The sequence below is a fragment of the Enterobacter sp. RIT637 genome (assembly GCF_019718755.1).
Lineage (GTDB): Bacteria > Pseudomonadota > Gammaproteobacteria > Enterobacterales > Enterobacteriaceae > Enterobacter.
Genome location: NZ_JAIHAZ010000013.1, coordinates 16,932 through 37,148, shown reverse-complemented (window position 1 = coordinate 37,148; position 20,217 = coordinate 16,932). Strand labels below are relative to the sequence as shown.

The following is a 20,217-nucleotide window of genomic DNA, read 5'->3' as shown; positions in this document are numbered from 1 at the left end:
CATGCTAGCGCGTACGGGTACAAGGTTCAATCCTTCGGTTTAAAGCGCAGCAGCCGGTTGGCGTTGCTCACCACGGTAATGGAGGAGAGCGCCATTGCAGCGCCCGCGACCACCGGGTTAAGCAGCGTGCCCGTCAGCGGCCATAAAATCCCGGCGGCAATCGGAATGCCGAAGACGTTATAAATAAATGCCCCCAGCAGGTTCTGCTTCATGTTGCGCAACGTGGCTTTCGAAATCGCCAGCGCATCCGCAACGCCCATCAGGCTGTGGCGCATCAGGGTAATGGCCGCCGTTTCAATGGCGACATCGCTCCCGCCGCCCATGGCAATACCCACTTCTGCCTGCGCCAGCGCCGGTGCGTCGTTGATACCGTCACCGACCATGGCCACCTGACGGCCCTGACTTTGCAGGTTCTTGATTGCATCCGCTTTTCCGTCCGGCAGTACGCCCGCAATGACGTCATCAATACCCGCCTCTTTGGCGATGGCGTTGGCCGTTGTGGGGTTATCCCCGGTCAGCATCACCAGACGATAGCCGGCACGGTGCAGACGTTTTAACGCATCCACGCTGTCCTGGCGCAGAGGATCGCGCACCGAGAGCATGGCGACGGCTTTACCGTCTACAGCGAGCAGTACGGGCGTTGCGCCCTGCGATGCCTGAGCCATCAGTTCGCCTTCCAGCGATGAAGTATCAATACCGTTTTCATTGAGCAGCGCCTGATTCCCCAGCAGCAGCGTGTGGCCGTCGGCTTCGCCGCTCACCCCGAGCCCGCGGAGGGTGCGGAAGTTACTGACCTGCGGCAGGGTAGCGTCACGGGCTTTATCAAGAATGGCGCGGGCCAGCGGGTGGCTGGACCCTTGCTCCAGCGCGGCGGCGAGACGCAGTGCATCAGCCTCCGGGAAGCCAAGAGTATGCACCGCCACGACCTGCGGTTTGCCTTCGGTCAGCGTACCGGTTTTGTCAAAGACCAGCGTGTCCAGGGTGCTCGCACGCTGCAGGGCATCGGCATCACGCACCAGCACGCCAAACTCGGCGGCACGGCCTACGCCGGAGATAATCGACATCGGCGTCGCCAGGCCAAGGGCACACGGACAGGCGATGATCAGCACCGTGGTGGCAATCACCAGGGTATAGACGATTTGCGGTGCTGGCCCAAAGAAATACCAGATTGCCGCGCTCAGCAGGGCAATACAGACCACCACCGGAACAAAAACGGCGGAGATCCTGTCGGCAAGTTTACCGATTTCGGGTTTACTGCTCTGCGCCTGGCGCACCATGCGGATAATACGCGACAGCGTGGTGTGGCTGCCGACCGCGCTGGCGCGAAACAGCACGCTGCCGTCCTGGACGACCGTGCCTGCATGCACGTTATCGTCCTGGGATTTTTGCTGCGGGATCGGTTCCCCGGTCAGCATGGCCTCATCGAACCAGGCTTCGCCCTGGAGAATTGCGCCGTCAACCGGAACGCGATCGCCCGTCGTCAGGCGCAGCGTCATGCCGGGCTGAACTTCCGCGAGTGGGACGCTTTTCTCCCCCTCGTCCGTGACCACGCGGGCCGTCGGCGGGGTTAAATCAAGCAACCGTTCCAGCGCTTTCGAGGAGCGCTGGCGGGCGCGGGCTTCGAGCATATGGCCTAAGTTAATCAGGCCGATAATCATCGCGCTCGCTTCATAATAGAGATGCCGCGCTTCCATCGGGAACCACTGCGGCCAGACGTTCACGCTCATGGAATAGAGCCACGCCGCGCCGGTCCCGAGCGCTACCAGCGTATCCATCGTCGCGGTGCGGTTTTTCAGGCTCTTCCAGGCGCTCGTATAGAAATGCCCGCCTGCAAAGATCATCACGGCGAGCGTGATTGCCCCAATCCCCAGCCACAGCGTGCGGTTGTCGTCAGTGACCATCATGTTGTCACCGAGCATGCCCCACACCATCACCGGGATACCCACCAGCAGCGCCACAATGGCCTGCCAGCGGAAGCGTTTCATGGTGGCGACAGCCGTTTCCTGCTGGCGCTCGCGGCGTTTGATGTCGTCCTCAATCGCTTCCGCGCCGTAGCCCGCTTTCTCTACGGCCTGGACTAAATCTGCGGCGGAGGCGCTGCCCATTACCAGCGCAGTGCGCTCCGCGAGGTTTACCCGTGCCTGTGCGACGCCCGGTACGGCCTGCAATGCATTTTGTACCCGGGAGACGCAGCTGGCGCAGCTCATGCCGTTGATCAGCAGCTGTTGGCTGTCATCAATGTCATCCGCTACCGGAAGCTCAGGAGTGGCCGCTGTCAGTGCTTCCGACGGGGATGATGACTCTGCCAGCGGTTTAGCCTTTGGGTGGCTTAACTCCGCCCCGTAACCGGCCTGCTTGATGGTATCGATCAGCGCATCCGCGCTGGCGCTGCCGGTCACGGCGGCATGATCGATAGTCACGTCAGCGCTTTCAACGTCAGGACGCTGTTCCAGGCTTTCTTTAACGCGTTTGACACAGTGGCCGCAGGAGAGGCCGTCCAGCGTCAGGTCGATAGTGTGAGACATAACAAAACTCCCGTATAATGTTCTGGTCAATTGTTGACCTTCACTCTGCTTTTCGCTAACTGTTATGAAGGTTAAACCTTCCATCAAGGGGAAGGTCAAGGGGGAAATGTGAATATCAGTGACGTTGCGAAAAAAACCGGCTTAACCAGCAAAGCGATCCGCTTTTACGAAGAGAAAGGGCTGGTCACGCCGCCGCTGCGCAGTGAAAACGGCTACCGCAGCTACACGCAGCTGCATCTTGATGAACTGACGCTGCTGCGCCAGGCAAGGCAGGTCGGGTTTAATCTGGAAGAGTGCGGCGAGCTGGTTAACCTGTTCAACGATCCGAAGCGCCACAGTGCCGACGTGAAAAAGCGCACTCTGGAAAAAGTGGCGGAGATTGAACGCCACATTGTAGAACTGCAGGCGATGCGCGAACAGCTTCTGGGACTGGCGGACTCATGCCCGGGCGATGACAGCGCCGATTGCCCGATTATCGATAATCTTGCCGGCTGCTGTCACCGTAAGGCGCACGCTTAACAGGCTTTCACCCGCAGGGTAATGCCTTCCACCGCAATGACCTCGACCTGAGTACCGGCGCTGAGGTCATCGTCGGCCACCACTGGCCACGAGCTGTCGCCCACCCGCATGTGCCCGCGTCCGTTCACCAGCGCGGTGTCGAGCGTAAAACGCTTGCCGACAATCTGCTGCCCGCGCTGATTAAGGTGGGCGTCTGCCGTTTTCTGCTCTTTCACCTGCCGGTTTAGCCAGCGCCACCACAGCCAGGCGGCCACCAGCGTGAGCACCGCAAACAGTGCGCCCTGCCACTCCCAGCCGACAGGCAGCAGCCAGACGACCAGCCCGGTAATGACAGCGGCAACGCCGCTCCAGAGCAGGTAGCCGTTGCCGCCAAGCATCTCCGCCGCCAGCAGTAAGCCACCGAGGCTTAGCCAGAAGGCGTGAGGATGTGCAACGATCAGCTCAATCATTTTTTACGCTCGTTTCCACTGTCTTTGATCAGCTCGGCAATACCGGCAATCGACCCCATCAGGCTGCTGGCCTCCAGCGGCATCATCACCACCTTGCTGTTGTTCGCGGAGCCGATCTCTTTCAGCGCATCGGTATATTTTTGCGCGACAAAGTAGTTCACGGCCTGGATATCACCGGCGGCAATCGCCTCGGACACCATCTGCGTCGCACGGGCTTCCGCTTCTGCCGAACGTTCACGTGCTTCCGCCTGTAAAAATGCGGACTGACGATCCCCCTCGGCTTTCAGGATCTGCGACTGTTTTTCCCCTTCCGCTTTGAGGATCTCGGCCTGACGCACCCCTTCGGCTTCCAGAATGTAGGCACGCTTGGTTCGTTCGGCTTTCATCTGGGCGTTCATGGAGGCGATCAGCTCCGCCGGAGGGCGCACGTCGCGGATCTCAATGCGGGTGACTTTGATCCCCCACGGATTCGTTGCTTCATCGACAATGTGCAGCAGGCGGGTATTGATGCTGTCGCGCTGGGAGAGCATCTCGTCCAGCTCCATCGAGCCGAGCACGGTACGGATGTTGGTCATCGTCAGGTTGACGATCGCCAGCTCCAGGTTGCTCACTTCATAGGCCGCTTTCGGCGCATCAATCACCTGAATAAAGCAGACGGCATCAATGGTGACGTTGGCGTTATCTTTGGAGATGATCTCCTGAGAAGGAATGTCCAGCACCTGCTCCATCATGTTGATCTTACGACCAATGCGGTCCATGAAAGGGACAATCAGGCTCAGGCCAGGCTGCAGCGTGTTGGTATAGCGGCCGAAGCGCTCTACGGTCCACTGATAACCCTGAGGAACAATTTTGACGCCCGCGCCGACAATGACCAGCGCAACAAAAATAAGGACAGGAACAACGATGAGCATAAAACCTCCTGTTTTGAATGCTGTGATGAGAAAACTGCGTGTTTATTGTTCGTAAGTATATCGGCTATTAGGGGGAAATTCGCCCCTGTAAAGAGGTGGGAGACGGATTATTGAGGTAAGCCCTGCAGGATGGCAGGGCCTGAGGGATCACTCTACGGAATGGGAGTAGGTGAAATCGGCAATAAAGCTATCGCTGGCCTCGGCGATGGCTTTTGATAATCCCTGATAGTAGTTTTCCAACCCGATAGCTTCTATTTGCTGTATTTGTTCGCGAATCGGGGCGCAGAAAAGCACTGAGTTACCTGCTTCAACACGCTTGTTGTTTGGCGGAAGATCGCCTGCGATAGCTTTAAACCAGGTTCTGATCCCCTGCTTTAAGCTATGTGGGGCTTTTGACAGGTTATCCATTCCGGTCAGCACCTGTAATGTCGGGAATTCATTAGCCAGAACGGCAGTCTTCATGCGCTCAAAGAACTGGCTGAACAGCTCGAACGAGCCCAGGTCCATTACGCGTGGTTTGGTCGTTTTCCCGTTTTTGTTACCGATTTTACTTGCTGATGGGGCCGTGGCAGGTACTGCATTGACTTTTTCCAGTTCCAGCCCGAATAACAGATTACAGTGCGCGCGGCGCTCTTTTAAAGGGTATGACATCAGCACATCGATAAATTGGGTGGCTTTCACGTCAGCCAGATCGTGGTTGATGAGCCACTGCGTGCGAGAAAATTCAGCTGGAGAGACGAACCAGTCAGGCACCTCGTTAAAACGTTTTGACTTCCCTTTGCCATCAAACTCCAGGAACTGTGTTCCGTTGTCGAAGGCGAAATAGCAATTTTTGAAGCTGCCGATAGTGGTATTGACGATGAGGGCTTTCTTAACAAAGTCGACAACTTCTGCACCGATGACAAAACTTGTGAGTTCTGAAGAATTGATGACTTCCATTAATGTTTCTACATCAGGAACGCCTGGCTTCAGCGAAGAGAACTCATAAAAGATATGTGTCATGTTGCATACTTCCTATAGTTATAAGCGTGACAATTTGTCTGCGAAAAATTCTAACACCACTCATTGCAAGAGGCTATTAGCTCAGCGTGCGGTAACTCAGGCAAGATCACAAATGGAAGATTTATATTACTTTCAATGTCAACATGTCAAAAACAGTTGACATTTTAGAGACTGATTTATGTACAGAGATATCGGCTTAACGTTCTGAGTAAGTGAATACTTCAGGTACATTTAACTGTGAGTGATAGCAGCAATCGCATTGTTCATCGGGACGTCGGTTGTATGTTCGTTACTTTTCTTGGATTAACATTACCGGAGAGAACGTTTGGGAATGAGAAAATAAACCAACGTTTACAGTGAGTCTTTGTTAAGTCTTTCATGCGGCAATCAACAGGAAGAATATGAACTATCAAAGCGAGCTATTGCAGATCAGGGATGTGGGCTTTAAGGTGGGGGAAAATACTCTTCTTAAAAACGTCAACTTTTGCCTCTCGCCGGGTGAATTCAAACTCATCACCGGTCCCTCAGGCTGCGGTAAAAGCACGTTATTAAAGATTGTGGCCTCGCTGCTTAGTCCGACGGAAGGCACCATTATCTTTGATGGAAAAAATATCACGACGCTTTCGCCGGAAAGCTATCGTCAGCAGGTCTCTTATTGCGTGCAAACGCCAACGCTTTTTGGCGATACGGTTTACGATAACCTGATTTTCCCCTGGCAAATCCGCAGCAAAAACCCAGAGCCTGACAAATTTATCGCCGATTTAGCGCGGTTTGGGCTGCCGCAGGACACCCTGACGAAATCGATTAACGCGCTATCGGGCGGAGAAAAGCAGCGCGTGTCGCTGATCCGCAACCTGCAGTTTTTACCGAAAGTGTTATTGCTGGATGAAATCACCAGCGCGCTCGATGACGCCAACAAACGCAACGTCAACGAGATTATTCATCGCTACGCCCGCGAGCAGAATATTGCCGTGCTGTGGGTAACGCATGATTCAAACGAAATAACCCATGCGGATGATGTCATCACGCTTCAGCCACAGGGCGGAAAAATGCAGGAGGCTAACCGTGGGTGAACATAATATTACCAATGAATCCCTGGCGTTTTCGATGGTGCTGGTATTGATTGCGATTGTGGTCAGCTACCGGGAAAAGCTGGGGCTGGAAAAAGATATTCTGTGGAGTATCTGCCGCGCGGTGATTCAGCTCATTATCGTTGGCTATGTGCTGAAGTACATTTTCAACGTCAACCACGCGGTGCTGACCCTGCTGATGGTGCTGTTTATCTGCTTCAATGCCGCGTGGAATGCGCAAAAGCGCAGCAAGTATATTGATAAAGCGTTTATCTCTTCGTTTATCGCCATTACGACCGGAACGGCGCTTACGCTGGCGGTGCTGGTGCTGTCGGGCTCCATTGAATTCACGCCAATGCAGGTGATCCCGATTTCCGGGATGATCGCGGGGAACGCCATGGTCGCCGTGGGGCTGTGTTACAACAACCTCGGCCAGCGTTTCAGCAGCGAGCAGCAGCAGTTACAGGAGAAATTAAGCCTGGGGGCGACGCCTAAGGTGGCCTCAGCGCGGCTGATTCGTGAGAGCATTCGTTCATCGCTGATCCCAACGGTAGATTCAGCCAAAACCGTGGGGCTGGTGAGTCTGCCGGGCATGATGTCGGGGCTGATATTTGCGGGGATCGATCCGGTAAAAGCGATTAAGTATCAGATCATGGTCACGTTTATGCTGCTTTCAACGGCGAGCCTGTCGACCATTATTGCCTGCTACCTGACCTATCGGAAGTTCTACAACGCGCGCCACCAGCTGGTGGTGACGCAGTTGAAAAGGTCGGAATAAACCGTCTTTTGTAGGCCCGGTAAGCGTTAGCGACACCGGGCTTTTTTATCAGTACAGCAATGCGTACAGCTGACGGCGATACTTCGACGCCAGCGCGTCACCGGTCCCCAGCGCGGCCAGGATCTCCTGGAACATCTTACGCGCCTGACCGTCTGCGGCGGCCAGATCTTTTTGCAGATGGCTGAACAACAGCTCCAGCGCCTCTTCGTTACGCCCCACCTGGTGCAATTGCAGCGCCAGCTGGCTTGCCAGCGCGGCATCGTCCGGGCGCTCAGCAACCTGCTGCTGAAGCTGCTGGATCTCAGGCGTATCTGCCGCCTGTTTCAGCAATTCGATCTGCGCAACCAGTCCCTGATAGCGGGTGTCCTGATCCTGCATCGGGATAGTCTTCAGCACGGCTTCCGCGTCTTCTGAACGGTGCAGGGCGATCTGCGTTTCCGCCAGCAGCAGGCCGATCTGGCTGTTCTGATTGGACAGCTGCCACGCGTCTTTAAGCAGCGGCAACGCCTCGTCGTATTTACCCTCCTGCATCAGCGCCATGCCTTCCTGCGCTTTCAGCTCTTCTTCGCGCGGCAGTACCTTGTCCAGCAGGGCGCGGATCGCCTCTTCCGGCTGCGGCCCCTGGAAGCCATCAACAGGCTGCCCGTTCTGGAACAGATAAACGGTAGGAATGGCGCGCAGGCCAAACTGAGAGGCCACCATCGGCTCGGCGTCACAGTCCAGCTTAGCGAGAATGAACTGACCATTGTATTGCGCGGCAAGGCTCTCCAGTACCGGCGTCAGCTGCAGACAGTGTTGGCTGCGTTCAGACCAGAAGTAGAACAGCACCGGTTTGGTCATCGACTGTTCCAGCGTCTGTTGCAGGTTTGCTTCAGTAATATTGACGATATTCTGTACGGACATGCGGCTTTCTCTTTTGTCGGTTTGTTCTTTACATGGGGATGAGCGGCGACGCTTCAACTCAGCCGTGTAAAATTTTGTCCATTATCCGGCCCGGCAGAAGGCGTTTTAACCAGCCAACGGCATGGGTCACCAGCGTGACCGGATAACGCAGTTTGGGTTTATCGCTCTCAAAAGCATGGCGCACTTTGGCGACAACCGCTTCCGGGCCTAACGTAAAGCGTGCGGCAATGCCGGGGTTTTCGACCGGCTTGTCCGACTGGGTCTGGTTGACGTTTTCGGTGAAGCGGGTGCGGATCGGGCCGGGTTCAATCAGGCTGACCTTAATGCCGCTGTGGCGCAGCTCCATGCGCAGGGCATCGGACCAGGCCTCCAGCGCGTATTTGCTGGCGGCGTAGGCACCGCGGCCCGGGGTGGAAATCAGCCCCATCACTGACGATGTCATCACGATGCGCCCTTCACCGTGCGGCAGCATGGCGGGAAGCAGGCGCATGGTGAGCTGATGTACGCCGAAAAAGTTCGCGGAAAACTGTTGTTCAAGCTGTTCGCGCGTGATGGTTTCCAGCGGGCCGTACACGCCGAAGCCAGCATTATTAAACAGGCCGAACAGACGGTTACCGGTCAGGGCGATGACCTCGTCCGCCGCGCGTTCAACGCTTTCCGGTGAGTCCAGATCCAGCAACACACCGGTGAAGCCCATGCCGTTCATGCGTTCGACATCTTCAGGTTTACGGCAGGCCGCCAGCACCCGAAATCCCTGACGCTTCAACTCGAGCGCGCTTTCAAAGCCAATTCCGCTGGAACATCCTGTTATTAAGACCGATTTTTGCATAACTTTACCTGTCAGGAACTCCGCTGAATTACGAGTCATGTTTAACTAAAGGAGCCAGCCGGGTTGCCATCCAGTCGGCAATAAACGGCTGTGCATCGCGATTGGGATGAATACCGTCGTCCTGCATCCATTGGGGTTTCAGATAGACCTCCTCCATGAAAAATGGCAGCAGGGGAATATCAAACTCTTTGGCAAGCTTAGGGTAGATCGCGCTAAAGGCTTCATTATACCGACGGCCGTAGTTAGCCGGCAGGCGAATTTGCATCAGCAGCGGCTGGGCGTTCGCCGCTTTGATCTCCTGCAAAATGGTACGCAGGGTTTGCTCGGTTTGCTGAGGCTGGAAGCCGCGCAGGCCATCATTACCCCCCAGTTCGACCAGCACCCAGCGCGGCTGATGCTGTTTGAGCAGTGCGGGAAGGCGCGAAAGCCCCTGCTGTGAGGTATCGCCGCTGATGCTGCCGTTGACGACGGACGTTTGGGTCTGCCATTTGTCATTGAGTAATGCAGGCCAGGCCGCGCTGGCCGCCATGCGATAGCCTGCGCTCAGGCTGTCGCCCAGAATGAGTAACGTGTCCGCTGCCGCCGCGCGGAAGGTCATCAGCATCAAAAAAAGGAAGGGCAAATGCCAGCGGAAAACAGTGTTGAAGTTCATCGTCTTAAGAAGTCCGTCGGTCAGGGAGAACACGAGCTGTCCATCCTCACCGGAGTTGAACTCGTTGTCAAACGCGCCGAAACCATCGCGCTGATTGGTGAATCCGGCTCCGGGAAGTCCACGCTGCTGGCGATTCTGGCCGGGCTGGACGACGGCAGCAGCGGGGAGGTCCACCTCGTCGGGCAGCCGCTGCACCAGCTGGATGAAGAGGCGCGCGCCGCGCTGCGCGCTCGCCATATCGGCTTTGTCTTTCAGTCTTTCATGCTGATCCCGACGCTGAACGCGCTGGAAAACGTGGAACTGCCGGGACTGCTGCGCGGTGAAAATACGCGTGAAAGTCGCGAACACGCCAAAGCCCTGCTGGAACAACTGGGGCTGGGCAAACGCCTTGACCACCTTCCGGCGCAGCTTTCGGGCGGCGAGCAGCAGCGCGTGGCGCTGGCGCGCGCGTTTAACGGTCGCCCGGAAGTGCTGTTTGCCGATGAACCCACCGGTAACCTTGATCGTAAAACCGGGGACAAGATTGCCGATCTGCTGTTTTCGCTCAACCGTGAACACGGCACCACGCTGATTCTGGTGACGCACGATCCGCAGCTGGCCGCCTGCTGCGACCGCCGCCTGCGCCTGGTGAACGGTATTCTTCAGGAGGAAGCATGATTGCCCGCTGGTTCTGGCGCGAGTGGCGCTCGCCCTCGCTGCTGATTGTCTGGCTGGCGTTAAGCCTGGCGGTGGCTTGCGTGCTTGCGCTTGGCAGCGTCAGTGATCGGATGGAAAAAGGGCTCAGCCAGCAAAGCCGGGAATTTATGGCGGGGGACAGGGCGCTACAAAGCTCGCGCGCCGTCCCGCCCGGCTGGATTGAGGAGGCGCACAAGATTGGGCTGAAGGTTGGCGAACAGATTAGCTTCCAGACCATGACCTTCGCAGGCGACACGCCGCAGCTGGCAAGCGTTAAAGCCGTCGACGATATCTACCCGATGTACGGTGAGCTGGAGACCCGTCCGGCGGGATTAACACCCGCGCCCGGCACGGTCCTGCTGGCACCGCGTCTGATGGCGCTGCTGAACCTGAAAGCGGGTGACAGCATCGAAGTCGGCGACGCGACGCTCAGGATTGCGGGCGAAGTGGTGCAGGAGCCGGATTCCGGCTTTAACCCGTTCCAGCTTGCGCCACGTTTGATGATGAATACCGCTGATGTGGCGAAAACCAACGCCGTGCAGCCGGGCAGCCGTGTCACCTGGCGCTACAAGTTTGGCGGCACGCCTGCCCAACTGGCGGCCTATGAAAAATGGCTCCTGCCGCAGCTCAAGCCAGAGCACCGCTGGTACGGGCTGGAGCAGGACGAAGGGGCGCTCGGCAAATCCCTTGAACGGTCTCAGCAGTTCCTGTTGCTTTCGGCGCTGTTAACCCTGCTGCTGGCCATTGCGGCGGTTGCCGTGGCGATGGGGCACTACTGCCGCAGCCGCTACGACCTGGTGGCGATCCTCAAAACCCTCGGCGCGGGCCGGGCGCAACTGCGCAAGCTGATCGTCGGCCAGTGGCTGATGGTGCTGGCGCTGTCTGCCATTACCGGCGGGGTCATCGGGCTGCTGTTTGAGAAGCTGCTGATGGTGCTGCTAAAGCCGGTGCTGCCTGCTGCACTGCCGCCCGCCAGCCTCTGGCCGTGGCTATGGGCAATCGGCGCGATGACGGTGATTTCGCTGCTGGTCGGGCTACGCCCGTACCGGCTGCTGCTCGCGACGCAGCCGCTGCGCGTGCTGCGTCAGGACGTGGTTGCCAGCGTCTGGCCGCTGAAGTTTTATCTGCCGGTCATTTTTGCCGTGGCGGTTGGGCTGCTGGCCTGGCTGATGGGCGGCAGTACGCTGCTGTGGGCCGTGCTGGCGGGGGCCGTGGTGCTGGCGCTGCTGTGTGGTGTGCTCGGCTGGCTGTTGCTCAATGTGCTGAGAAAGCTGACGGTGAAATCGCTGCCCGTGCGGCTGGCGGTCAACCGTCTGCTGCACCAGCCATGGTCCACGCTCAGCCAGTTGTCGGCCTTTTCGCTGTCTTTTATGCTTCTTGCGCTGCTTCTGGTGCTGCGCGGCGACCTGCTGGATCGCTGGCAGCAGCAGCTTCCGCCGGAAAGCCCGAACTATTTTCTGATCAATATTGCCCCGGAACAGGTGACGCCGCTGAAGGGCTTCCTGTCGGAGCACCATATAATTCCTGAGTCGTTTTATCCCATCGTTCGCGCGCGCCTCACGCAGATCAACGGTCAGCCGACGGAGGGAAATAAAGATGAGTCGCTTAACCGCGAGCTGAACCTGACCTGGCAGGATAAACGTCCTGACCATAACCCGATCACCGCCGGAACCTGGCCGCCGAAAGCGGGGGAGGTGTCGATGGAAGAGGGGCTGGCGACGCGCCTGAACGTGAAACTGGGAGACAGCGTCACCTTTACCGGCGATACGCAGGACTTCAGCGCTAAAGTCACCAGCCTGCGCAAGGTGGACTGGGAGAGCCTGCGGCCAAACTTCTTCTTCATCTTCCCGGCCGGGGCGCTGGACGGTCAGCCGCAGAGCTGGCTCACCAGCTTCCGCTGGGAGAACGGTAACGGCATGCTGACCCAGCTTAACCGGGAATTCCCGACGGTCAGCCTGCTGGATATCGGGGCGATCCTGAAGCAGGTGGGGCAGGTGCTGGAGCAGGTGAGCCGCGCGCTTGAGGTGATGGTGGTGCTGGTGACGATCTGCGGCGTGCTGTTGCTGCTGGCGCAGGTGCAGGTTGGCATGCGTCAGCGCCATCAGGAGCTGGTGGTTTACCGCACGCTGGGGGCAAGCAAGCGGCTGCTGCGCGCCACGCTCTGGAGTGAGTTTGCTCTGCTGGGGCTGGTGGCCGGTCTGGTGGCGGCAATAGGCGCGGAGACCGCGCTGGCGGTGCTCCAGACAAAGGTGTTCGACTTCCCGTGGGAGCCTGACTGGCGGCTGTGGTTGACGCTGCCCCTCTGCGGCGCAGTGCTGCTTTCACTCTGTGGCGGCTGGCTCGGTACGCGGTTATTAAAAGGCAAAGCGCTGTTCCGCCAGTTTGCCAGTTAGTTCACTTCCGTGATGATTGCGCACCGGTTTATATGCTGGTGCGCAATCACTTAATAGCACAAAACGATAATAACCACTTGTTTAGTAGCACAAAACATTAAAAACCCGCCGACACAGCCCGTTTATTTCCAGTTAATATTCACCCGCTAAATATTTAGCAGCGTGTCTATTAAGGAAAAATAATGACTATAAAAAAATCAGCGCTGGCGGTAACGATCGGCGCGGCAGTGGCATTGACTACCTTCGCTTCTCAGGCGGAAATCACCGTTCTTAAGCAGGATCCTCAGGCGGGTAACCCGCTGAGCCGCCTGAACTTCACTGTGGGCGGCAGTATTCGTCCTCAGTTCCAGAACATGACCGGCGACGACGGTAAAAACAGCTACAAGCGCAACGGCTTCGACGGCGGCACCCGTTTCCGTTTCGCGGCTGATTACTACCTGTTTGATGACATCAGCTGGATCAGCTACTACGAGCTGGGTGTGAACATTCCTGCGCAGTTCAACTGGGATAACCACTACGCCGACGGCGCACACGACACGTCGCGTCGTATGCTCTACACTGGTCTGAAGAGCGATACCTGGGGTACGCTGACCTTCGGTCAACAGAACAGCGTTTACTATGATGTGGTTGGCGCGAAAACCGATATCTGGGATTACGACATGATCGGCCAGGCACCGGGCAACGGCATCAACGGCGATTACGACGGTTCTTATCGTTCACGCCAGATGCTGAAATATAAGAAAACCGTGGGCGATGCCGACATCTACGCATCTTACCTGTTTGAAGACAGCGAATATCTGCCGGGCAACGGCCTGCGCTACAAGCGTAAAGGCGGCGGCTCGCTCGGTCTGGATTACCACCTGACCACCGATCTGACATGGGGCGCAGCGTGGAACTACACCCGCGCGGACATGCGTAACCCGGACAACGGCGACAGCAAAACCTACGACCAGAACATCCTCGGTACCGCGCTGAGCTGGACGCCGGACAACTGGACCTTCTCCGCGGGCGGCGGCTGGTACCAGAACTTCCTGACCACCAAAAAAGTGTCTGTTAACGACTACTTCGCCGGTGACGCATGGGGTATTGAATACTTTGCGGGCTACAAGTTCCCAATCGGTCAGTACGCGGTTAAATCCATCCAGCCTTACTTCATGGGCGACCGCATTGAGTACGTGAACGGCCGCAACTACCAGCGCATCGACAACGGCGTGGGTATCAGCTTCCAGCTGGACTACGGTTTCCGCGTGGATTACGAACACGTGTTCACTTCCAGCACCGACAACCTGGGCGATATGAACCTGGTGCGTCTGCGTTACGACTTCTAAGCCGTCTGTTCCCCGGTGGCGCTGCGCTTACCGGGGCTACAAAAGCACGCGTAGGCCGGGTAAGGCGCAGCCGCCACCCGGCTTTCTTTTTCAGCGATCAAGCCACTCAGCAATCTCTTCGTACGTCCCGCGATACACAATCTTCTCCGCCTTTTTCTCCAGCTGATAGCCGTACATCGGGTCGTAATAGTCCTTCAGCAGCGGTGCAAGCCAGCTGAAGTGCGCCTCGGTGCTGCCGGAGCGTTGCTGTTCCAGCAGCGCGGAATCTAACAGCGCGGTGAATTCAGCATACCGCTGCAGCCCCAGACGGCGGCGAATGGCGAACAGGCCGTGATGCAGGTACTCGCTGTACTCCTTCCAACCCGCTTCCTCGCCGTAGGCAGCAGAAAAGTCCGCCCACATATGGTCGAAATACTCTTCGCGCAGGCGTTCAAGACGAATTTCAAACGGGTCTTCGACGACAACGATAGGGGCTTCAACCATGCGGTCGCGCAGGCACTCCGGCAGGTGGTTGGAGCCAATCATCCGGCCCTCGTCTTCCAGCACCCAGCGCGCGGCGTCTTTTTTCAACAGCTCAACCGCAAGGTGGTTTTCAAAGCTGGCCTGGGAAAGCTGCGGCGTGAGCGTGCGGCCAAACGACGAACCGCGATGGTGCGCCAGCCCTTCCAGATCGATGCCCTGTGCGTGCTGCTTCACCAGCAGCGTTTTACCGTTTCCGGTGCAGCCGCCGATAAGCACCATCGGCTTTTGCGACTGCTCAATCGTCACCTGAATCGCCGTCTGACGCAGGGCCTTATAGCCGCCGCGGATCAGCGGGTAGTCGACACCCGCCTCTTTCAGCCAGGCCTGGGAGATATGCGAGCGCTGGCCGCCGCGCGCGCAGCAGAGAAAGCCCTCAGGATGGGCAAGGCTGGCTTCCCGCCAGGCGTTGATGCGTGCCTCACGCGTCTTGCCGTTTACCAGGCTATGGCCGAGCGCCAGCGCGGCGTCCGGTCCCTGACGTTTATAGCAGGTCCCGACGGCGGCACGCTCGTCGTCGTTCATTAAGGGCAGGTTGACTGCCGCAGGCATCGCGCCCTGGGCAAATTCGATCGGCGCGCGAACGTCGATTAAAGGGGTATCAGACGCGAGGATCGCGCGATAGTCCGTTCCATCGTTCATGGTTATTCCAGAAGAAAACTCAGCAGCAATGGGCGGGGATTGTACGCCGGGGAAGGGGAAGGTCAACTCCCCGGCGCAGATGTCTTACTTGAGCTTTGACTGTGCCCAGACAATTCCGCTCGCATATTCCGGCGGCAGGAGAGGAACGATCGCTTCCAGCGTGGCGCTCAGGCGATCGGTATCGGTGTCGTTCAGGTTAAGGTGACCGACCTTACGACCCGCGCGAACCTCTTTGTCATACCAGTGCAGATGCACCAGCGGCAGCTTCAGCCAGTCGTAGTTCAGATCGGTGCCGATCAGGTTGATCATCACCGACGGGCTGTTCACCACCGGCTGCGGCAGCGGCAGCTCGGTGATTGCGCGCAGGTGCAGCTCGAACTGGCTGATGGACGCGCCGTTTTGCGTCCAGTGGCCGCTGTTGTGCACCCGCGGCGCCAACTCGTTGATCAGCAGACCTGACGGGGTGATAAAGCACTCCATCGCCATGACGCCCACATAGCCCAGCTCGTGCATGATGGCTGAGAGCATCTCTTCCGCCTGCGCCTGCTGGTCGGCATTGGCGTGCGGGAAAGCGACGCTGGTGCGCAGAATGCCGTCCTGGTGCAGGTTATGCGTCAGCGGGTAAAACACCGTGCGACCATCGTGCCCGCGCGCGCCAACCAGCGACACTTCACCGCTGAAGTTAATGCCCTGCTCAACGATGCACTCGCCGTAGCTGTCGTCCGGCAGTTCTGCCGTTTCATCTGCGCGCAGACGCCACTGGCCGCGGCCGTCGTAACCGCCCACGCGGCGCTTCACGATTGCCAGCTCGCCCAGCATCGCGAAAACATCATTCCATTCGCTTTTATCGGACAGGAGCTGCCACGGCGCGGTCGGCAGACCGAGCTTGTCGAACAGCTGCTTTTGCGTCAGACGGTCGGCAATGATCGGGAACACGTCGCGGTTAACGAAGGCGTTATGACGCGCCAGCTCGCGGGTCAGCGCGGTTTCCGGCCAGCGTTCGATCTCGGCGGTAATCACGCTCTGGTGGAACGGTACGGCTTCAGGTTCAGCATCCAGCCCGACGGGCCAGACGGCAATACCCAGCGGCTCACCGGCCTGACGCAGCATGCGGCCTAGCTGGCCGTTACCGAGGACGCAAACCTGCTTCATGCCGCACCCCGCGGGTCTGGATTGTCCAGCACTTCGTCGGTCTGGGCTTTACGCCAGTCCGCCAGGCGCTGATGCAATGCTTTATCGTGCGTCGCAAGAATTTGCGCCGCCAGCAGGGCTGCGTTCGCCGCGCCCGCTTTGCCAATCGCCAGCGTGCCGACAGGAATACCGCGCGGCATCTGAACGATGGAGTAGAGGCTATCCACACCGCTTAACGCGGCGCTTTGTACCGGGACGCCCAGAACCGGCACCAGGGTTTTGGCGGCAATCATGCCCGGCAGATGTGCTGCGCCGCCCGCGCCGGCAATGATCACCTCATAACCGTTCTCTTCGGCGCTTTCGGCGAAGCTGAACAGTTTGTCCGGTGTACGGTGCGCGGAGACCACTTCAACGTGGTGCGGAACATTCAGGATTTCAAAGATTTCGGCGGCGAACTGCATGGTAGCCCAGTCGCTTTTGGACCCCATCACGATGGCGACACGCGCCGGATTATTGCGGGAAGACATGCGTCTTAAAACTCCTGTGGTGCGAAACACACTGCTTTCGAGGGCACAGAGAATAGCATGTTATACGGGCAAGGAAAACGGTTGCGCGGTTAAATCTTGAGCCGTTGTTGCCATCAATTCATAACAAAACAGACCGCGTTCTGGCGGTCTGTTTTCGTCAATCGGCAATGATTATTTAGTCAGTTGTGCGGTCATGTAAACGCGGTTGTCGACCTTCGCGCTCGTAATTTTATAAGAGGCACCCTGTTCGGCGGCCTGCGCGGCAATTTTCGCTTCTGCGCGGTCAAGGGTAGAGGCGGTTGCGCTCACGCTCTGCGCAAAAGAACCGAAAGAAACCAGGGAGAGGGCAGCAACTGCAACGAAAGTTTTGATGGATTTCATGGTCGTATTCCTTAAGTATTTTGTCTGGGATAGGGCATGTTGCCCTGATGTGATAAATAATAGGCCGACCACGGGCTGATTAAAATCGAAACAATTTGCCGATATCGTTCAAAAAAATAGAATGAATTGTGAGGAGGGATTAAAACGGAAACGCGATCAGCTCTACGCCTTCCGGCGTGACTTTGACCATTGACCCCTCAGTGTGCCACGCGCCCAGCACCACGCGATGGGCGGGTTCGCCGTTGGTCATCAGAGTATGGACATCAGGACGATGGGTATGCCCGTGGATAAGCCACTGGACGTGGTGTTTTTCCATCACGTCGACCACCGCCTGCGGGTTAACGTCCATGATGGTCATGGATTTACTGCTGTTGGCGGCTTTGCTGCCTGCGCGCATTTTGGCGGCGATACGGCTGCGGATAAACAGCGGCAGGGCGAGGAACAGCGTCTGGATCCACGGAGTGTGGACTTTGGCGCGAAACGCCTGGTAGCCGGTATCGTCGGTGCAGAGCGTGTCGCCGTGCATGATCAGGACCTTGCGGCCATAGAGGTCGAGCACCTGCTCTTCCGGCAGCAGCGTCATGCCGCTTTCGCGGGCGTAGCGCTTGCCGATCAGGAAATCACGGTTGCCGTGGATGAAGTAGCAGGGGACGCCGGAATCCACCAGCGTTTTAATGGCCGAAGCCATTTCACGGTGCAGCGGGTTAGGGTCGTCGTCGCCAATCCAGGCTTCAAAGAGGTCGCCCAGAATGTACAGCGCGTCGGCGTTTTTCGCTTCACCGCGTAAAAAACGCAGAAAACCGGCGGTAATCGCCGGTTCTTCTGTTTGCAGATGCAGATCCGCAATAAAGAGTGTCGCCACGAATTACTCGCTGACGGTCACGCTTGTAATCACTACGTCTTCTTTAGGAACGTCCTGGTGCATACCGCTGCGGCCAGTAGAGACGGCTTTGATCTTGTCAACCACGTCCATACCTTCAACCACTTCTGCGAATACGCAGTAGCCCCAACCCTGCAGGCTTTCGCCGGAGAAGTTCAGGAAGTCGTTGTCAGCCACGTTGATGAAGAACTGCGCGGTTGCAGAGTGTGGTGCCTGAGTACGGGCCATCGCCAGCGTACCACGGGTGTTTTTCAGACCGTTGTTCGCTTCGTTTTTGATCGCTTCTTTGGTCTCTTTCTGGTTCATGCCAGGTTCAAAACCGCCGCCCTGGATCATGAAGCCGTTGATCACGCGGTGGAAAATGGTGTTGTTGTAGAAACCTTCGCGGCAGTAGTCCAGGAAGTTTTTAACTGTTTCAGGCGCTTTGTCATCAAAGGTCTTGATTACGATATCGCCATGATTAGTGTGGAAAGTAACCATTTTTGCATCCTGTTCCGTTATTGTGGTACGTCGACCCGCGTTCGGGTCATCTATAGGGGCTTGTTATAGCATAACCACAGGATGCGATCACCTTGCATTGTGTGCTGCTTCGGGTTTGAATTACGGGTAGAATACCCGGTTTTCGTCCACACACGTGTTTACATGGAATCTTCGATGTTAAAAATCTTTAATACAATGACGCGCCAGAAAGAGGAATTTAAACCTATCCATGCCGGGGAAGTCGGCATGTACGTGTGTGGTATTACGGTTTACGATCTCTGTCATATCGGCCATGGCCGTACCTTCGTCGCTTTCGACGTGGTGTCCCGCTACCTGCGTTTCCTGGGCTATACGCTGAAGTATGTGCGTAACATCACCGATATCGACGACAAAATCATCAAGCGCGCTAATGAAAACGGCGAAAGCTTTGTTGCGCTGGTCGATCGCATGATCGTCGAGATGCACAAAGATTTCGACGCCCTGAATATTCAGCGCCCGGACAGCGAGCCGCGTGCGACCCACCATATTCACGAAATCATCGAGATCACCGAAAAGCTGATCGCACGCGGTCACGCTTACGTTGCTGACAACGGTGACGTGATGTTCTCGGTGCCGACGGACCCAACCTACGGTTCGCTTTCCCGTCAGGATCTGGATCAGCTCCAGGCCGGCGCGCGCGTGGACGTGGTGGACGTGAAGCGTAACCCGATGGACTTCGTACTGTGGAAAATGTCCAAAGAGGGCGAACCAAGCTGGCCATCCCCGTGGGGCGAAGGCCGTCCGGGCTGGCACATTGAATGTTCCGCGATGAACTGCAAACAGCTGGGCAAGCACTTCGACATTCACGGCGGCGGTTCGGACCTGATGTTCCCGCACCACGAAAACGAAATCGCGCAGTCTACCTGCGCCCACGGCGGCGAGTACGTTAACTACTGGATGCACTCCGGGATGGTGATGGTTGACCGCGAGAAGATGTCGAAATCGCTGGGCAACTTCTTCACCGTGCGCGACGTGCTGAAGTATTACGACGCGGAAACCGTGCGCTACTTCCTGATGTCCGGCCACTATCGCAGCCAGCTGAACTACAGCGAAGAGAACCTGAAGCAGGCGCGCTCGGCGCTGGAGCGTCTGTACACCGCGCTGCGCGGTACCGACAGATCGGTTCCTGCTGCGGGCGGCGAAGCGTTCGAAGCACGCTTTGTTGAGGTGATGAACGACGATTTCAACACCCCGGAGGCCTACTCCGTGCTGTTCGACATGGCGCGCGAAGTGAACCGCCTGAAGTCAGAAGATATGGCCGCGGCGAATGCGCTGGCGTCCCATCTGCGCAAGCTCTCCTCCGTGCTAGGCCTGCTGGAGCAGGATCCGGACGTGTTCCTGCAGAGCGGCGCGCAGGCGGACGACGGTGAAGTGGCGGAGATTGAAGCGTTGATCAAAGCGCGTCTGGAAGCGCGTCAGGCGAAAGACTGGGCGGCGGCAGATGCGGCGCGCAATCGTCTGACCGAGATGGGCATCATTCTGGAAGATGGCCCGCAGGGCACGACCTGGCGTCGTAAGTAAGTCTGCTGCAAGCTGATGCCCTCACCCCAGCCCTCTCCCACAGGGAGAGGGTGCAAACACTAA

20 protein-coding genes are annotated in these 20,217 nt (G+C 57.5%); 7 read left to right on the top strand and 13 right to left on the bottom strand.

The features are described from left to right. Positions 1-26: 26 nt before the first annotated feature. On the bottom strand, positions 27-2,525 hold the full coding sequence (gene copA / locus K5E19_RS17305) for a copper-exporting P-type ATPase CopA (protein WP_221552280.1): 2,499 nt from the start codon (positions 2,523-2,525) through the stop codon (positions 27-29). Between the two features lie 108 nt (positions 2,526-2,633). Between copA and cueR the strand changes: the two genes are divergently transcribed. Next, positions 2,634-3,044 (top strand): Cu(I)-responsive transcriptional regulator, encoded by a 411-nt coding sequence (gene cueR, locus K5E19_RS17300; protein WP_010428217.1) that lies wholly within the window; start codon positions 2,634-2,636, stop codon positions 3,042-3,044. Here the strand turns inward: cueR and K5E19_RS17295 are convergent. The 3 genes from K5E19_RS17295 to K5E19_RS17285 all read right to left on the bottom strand — a co-directional run bounded on the left by K5E19_RS17295 (position 3,041) and on the right by K5E19_RS17285 (position 5,406). Next, positions 3,041-3,493, bottom strand: a complete 453-nt coding sequence (locus K5E19_RS17295) for an NfeD family protein (RefSeq protein WP_221552279.1) — start codon at positions 3,491-3,493, stop codon at positions 3,041-3,043. The two genes, cueR and K5E19_RS17295, sit on opposite strands and share 4 nt — an antisense overlap. Further along, positions 3,490-4,404 carry an SPFH domain-containing protein gene (locus tag K5E19_RS17290; protein ID WP_032661456.1) on the bottom strand — a complete coding sequence of 305 codons (915 nt, stop codon included), beginning with the start codon at positions 4,402-4,404 and terminating at the stop codon, positions 3,490-3,492. The genes K5E19_RS17295 and K5E19_RS17290 overlap by 4 nt, the downstream gene beginning before the upstream one ends. A gap of 147 nt (positions 4,405-4,551) precedes the next feature. Beyond that, positions 4,552-5,406 carry a hypothetical protein gene (locus K5E19_RS17285; protein ID WP_221552278.1) on the bottom strand — a complete coding sequence of 285 codons (855 nt, stop codon included), beginning with the start codon at positions 5,404-5,406 and terminating at the stop codon, positions 4,552-4,554. A gap of 401 nt (positions 5,407-5,807) precedes the next feature. Here K5E19_RS17285 and fetA point away from each other — a divergent pair, with 401 nt between their 5' ends. Beyond that, a complete protein-coding gene (gene fetA / locus K5E19_RS17280; protein WP_221552277.1) occupies positions 5,808-6,479 on the top strand; it encodes an iron efflux ABC transporter ATP-binding subunit FetA in 672 nt (223 codons plus the stop codon). Then, positions 6,472-7,254, top strand: a complete 783-nt coding sequence (fetB, locus tag K5E19_RS17275) for an iron efflux ABC transporter permease subunit FetB (RefSeq protein WP_221552276.1) — start codon at positions 6,472-6,474, stop codon at positions 7,252-7,254. Before fetA ends, fetB begins: the two co-directional genes overlap by 8 nt. A gap of 48 nt (positions 7,255-7,302) precedes the next feature. Here fetB and K5E19_RS17270 read toward each other — a convergent pair whose 3' ends face one another. From K5E19_RS17270 to tesA, 3 genes are read right to left on the bottom strand one after another with little or no spacing between them, the layout of a single operon-like run. Beyond that, the gene (locus K5E19_RS17270) at positions 7,303-8,157 is read right to left on the bottom strand and encodes a co-chaperone YbbN (RefSeq protein ID WP_221552275.1); all 855 of its coding nucleotides are present in this window, start codon (positions 8,155-8,157) and stop codon (positions 7,303-7,305) included. A gap of 58 nt (positions 8,158-8,215) precedes the next feature. Then, the gene (locus K5E19_RS17265) at positions 8,216-9,025 is read right to left on the bottom strand and encodes an SDR family oxidoreductase (RefSeq protein WP_221552273.1); all 810 of its coding nucleotides are present in this window, start codon (positions 9,023-9,025) and stop codon (positions 8,216-8,218) included. Next, complete coding sequence (gene tesA / locus K5E19_RS17260) at positions 9,015-9,638, bottom strand: multifunctional acyl-CoA thioesterase I/protease I/lysophospholipase L1 (RefSeq protein WP_221552271.1); 624 nt, start codon at positions 9,636-9,638, stop codon at positions 9,015-9,017. Before tesA ends, K5E19_RS17265 begins: the two co-directional genes overlap by 11 nt. Between tesA and ybbA the strand changes: the two genes are divergently transcribed. The 3 genes from ybbA (at position 9,609) to K5E19_RS17245 (ending at position 14,034) form a co-directional block, all read left to right on the top strand. After that, a complete protein-coding gene (gene ybbA / locus K5E19_RS17255) occupies positions 9,609-10,295 on the top strand; it encodes a putative ABC transporter ATP-binding protein YbbA (RefSeq protein WP_221552270.1) in 687 nt (228 codons plus the stop codon). The genes tesA and ybbA overlap by 30 nt on opposite strands. Next, positions 10,292-12,706 carry a putative ABC transporter permease subunit YbbP gene (gene ybbP / locus K5E19_RS17250; protein WP_221552269.1) on the top strand — a complete coding sequence of 805 codons (2,415 nt, stop codon included), beginning with the start codon at positions 10,292-10,294 and terminating at the stop codon, positions 12,704-12,706. The genes ybbA and ybbP overlap by 4 nt, the downstream gene beginning before the upstream one ends. Positions 12,707-12,888: 182 nt before the next feature. Further along, positions 12,889-14,034: a porin gene (locus tag K5E19_RS17245; protein WP_221552268.1), complete on the top strand. Its 1,146-nt coding sequence runs from the start codon at positions 12,889-12,891 to the stop codon at positions 14,032-14,034. Positions 14,035-14,124: 90 nt separating this feature from the next. On the opposite strand, the gene mnmH is transcribed toward K5E19_RS17245, so the two are convergent. From mnmH to ppiB, 6 genes are all read right to left on the bottom strand, one after another. Further along, positions 14,125-15,195, bottom strand: a complete 1,071-nt coding sequence (gene mnmH, locus K5E19_RS17240) for a tRNA 2-selenouridine(34) synthase MnmH (RefSeq protein ID WP_221552267.1) — start codon at positions 15,193-15,195, stop codon at positions 14,125-14,127. Positions 15,196-15,279: 84 nt separating this feature from the next. Beyond that, positions 15,280-16,347: a 5-(carboxyamino)imidazole ribonucleotide synthase gene (gene purK, locus K5E19_RS17235; protein ID WP_221552266.1), complete on the bottom strand. Its 1,068-nt coding sequence runs from the start codon at positions 16,345-16,347 to the stop codon at positions 15,280-15,282. Next, positions 16,344-16,853: a 5-(carboxyamino)imidazole ribonucleotide mutase gene (gene purE / locus K5E19_RS17230; protein WP_182274008.1), complete on the bottom strand. Its 510-nt coding sequence runs from the start codon at positions 16,851-16,853 to the stop codon at positions 16,344-16,346. Before purE ends, purK begins: the two co-directional genes overlap by 4 nt. A gap of 171 nt (positions 16,854-17,024) precedes the next feature. Next, a complete protein-coding gene (locus tag K5E19_RS17225; RefSeq protein ID WP_010428245.1) occupies positions 17,025-17,234 on the bottom strand; it encodes a YdgH/BhsA/McbA-like domain containing protein in 210 nt (69 codons plus the stop codon). Between the two features lie 139 nt (positions 17,235-17,373). Beyond that, positions 17,374-18,096 carry a UDP-2,3-diacylglucosamine diphosphatase gene (gene lpxH / locus K5E19_RS17220; protein WP_221552265.1) on the bottom strand — a complete coding sequence of 241 codons (723 nt, stop codon included), beginning with the start codon at positions 18,094-18,096 and terminating at the stop codon, positions 17,374-17,376. A gap of 3 nt (positions 18,097-18,099) precedes the next feature. After that, positions 18,100-18,594 (bottom strand): peptidylprolyl isomerase B, encoded by a 495-nt coding sequence (gene ppiB, locus K5E19_RS17215; RefSeq protein WP_010428247.1) that lies wholly within the window; start codon positions 18,592-18,594, stop codon positions 18,100-18,102. 174 nt (positions 18,595-18,768) lie between these two features. Between ppiB and cysS the strand changes: the two genes are divergently transcribed. Further along, on the top strand, positions 18,769-20,154 hold the full coding sequence (cysS, locus tag K5E19_RS17210; protein WP_023334763.1) for a cysteine--tRNA ligase: 1,386 nt from the start codon (positions 18,769-18,771) through the stop codon (positions 20,152-20,154). The last annotated feature ends 63 nt before the right edge of the window (positions 20,155-20,217 follow it).